The 1,585-nt window shown below is 59.9% G+C and carries 2 protein-coding genes and 1 pseudogene; 1 reads left to right on the top strand and 2 read right to left on the bottom strand.

What is annotated here, in order from left to right; translation table 11 throughout:
* On the top strand, nucleotides 1–577 hold a 577-nt coding region (locus AC1D00_RS40410), incomplete at its 5' end, for a DUF2306 domain-containing protein (RefSeq protein ID WP_477014548.1).
* A 46-nt stretch (nucleotides 578–623) separates the two neighbouring features.
* Here AC1D00_RS40410 and AC1D00_RS40405 read toward each other — a convergent pair.
* Nucleotides 624–1,340, bottom strand: a complete 717-nt coding sequence (locus AC1D00_RS40405; RefSeq protein WP_477014547.1) for an ABC transporter ATP-binding protein — start codon at nucleotides 1,338–1,340, stop codon at nucleotides 624–626.
* Nucleotides 1,337–1,585: pseudogene (locus AC1D00_RS40400) on the bottom strand (ABC transporter ATP-binding protein); the annotation flags it as partial. The gene AC1D00_RS40405 and the pseudogene AC1D00_RS40400, both read right to left, overlap by 4 nt.

Genomic DNA, 1,585 nt, shown 5'->3' with positions numbered 1-1,585 from the left:
AGCCGCGCATTCCTTGCGATACTACGCCGCGTTGGAAAACGTATGGTTCGGCATCGATCCAGATATCAAGGCAGTCATACTGCAAGCGCCTCTGAAGGCGTTAACTCACATGCTCATAGCCCCTGCCGCCTTGGTCCTGGGACCGTTACAATTCTTTCCGGGGCTACGCGCGCGCCATCCGACGCTGCATCGTTGGTCCGGCCGAACTTACGTCCTAGCGTGCGTTACGAGTGGAACAGGAGCGTTGGCTACGTCACCCTTTGCTTCGGGTGGCTGGGTGGCTGGCGTCGGCTTCGGGATTCTCGCTGTATTGTGGATCGGCACGACTGTAGCGGCTTGGATTTCGGCCGTGCAGGGAAGGCTTGAGTGGCATCGGCTACTTATGCGATTCAGCTACGCGATGACCTTCGGAGCCGTTGTCCTTCGCCTGCAGATTCCGATCGGTTACGCATTGGGGTACGGCAGCTATTCCAGCATGTCTCCGATTCTGGCGTTTACGTCGTGGATTCCCAATGTCTTGATCGTCGCTCTGTATTCGACCTTGGAAGCTCGTTGGCGATCTCGGTGGGTTCAATGAAGCCTCCGTGCCCCGCACGCCAAACATGGCGAACAATGAACGTATGCTAATTCCCGCTGAGATAGGCGCTGTGAAGAATATCCGGATTCTGCCGCAACTCCTCGGGTTCGCCCGAGAAGCGAATATATCCCCGCTCCATGACATGGACGCGATGGGAGATTCGCAATGCGATATGCGTGAACTGCTCGATCAACAGTACCCCGACGCCATCAGCGGCGAGCTGAATGATCACCGGAACCAGCCTGGCTACGATCACGGGGGCAAGGCCAAATGACAATTCATCCGCAAGGATGTAGCGCGGGCGCTCGACGATGGCCTGGGCAAGTACGACCATTTGTTGCTGACCGCCGGAGAGCGACCCCGCTCGCGCGCCAAGTTTTGGGCGAAGCTCGGGAAACGTATCGAGCGCCGCCTCGATGCCATCCTCCCGCTTGCGACCCGGCAGATGATGACCGGCGACCCGGAGATTATCGAGGACCGATAGTTCGCTGAGCACGTGGTGGCCTTCGGGGACGGCCGCAACTCCGAGACGGCGAACCTGCTCGGGCCTGAGGCCACCAATGGACCTTCCGTCGATGAGCACGTCGCCGGAGGAAACGGGCAACGCACCCGCCGCGGCGAGAACGAGCGAACTCTTGCCAGCTCCGTTGGCGCCGAGGAGAGCCGTAACCCGCCCCGGTGGAATCTCGAGGTTCACGCCATGCACGACCTGCTTGCCACCGCGCGCAATCGCCAGACGCTCGATCCGGAGGCAATCGGTCATGCCGTTTCTCCAAGGTATGCGGCACGCACTTTCGGATCCTTCAAGGTCGGACCTACCGGGCCGTAGGCGATCACGGTGCCGAAATCGAGAACCAGCATCTTCGAGCAGGTCGATGAGATCAGGTCGACGTCGTGATCGACGAGCAGCACCTGGGCCCCGCAGAACGCCGGGATGCCAACAATAGTCTTGCGCAGGAAATCCGATTCGGATTCGCTAAGGCCGGCTCCGGGTTCATCCATCATGAT

The sequence above is a fragment of the Bradyrhizobium sp. P2_E8 genome (assembly GCF_056403875.1).
Note: the sequence above shows the minus strand (reverse complement) of the source record. Positions and strands in the feature narration are given on the sequence as shown.

Coding starts and splice junctions, on each gene's coding strand:
- AC1D00_RS40405 (WP_477014547.1), bottom strand. CDS start 1,340: ATGACCGATTGCCTCCGGATCGAGCGTCTGGCGATTGCGCGCGGTGGC.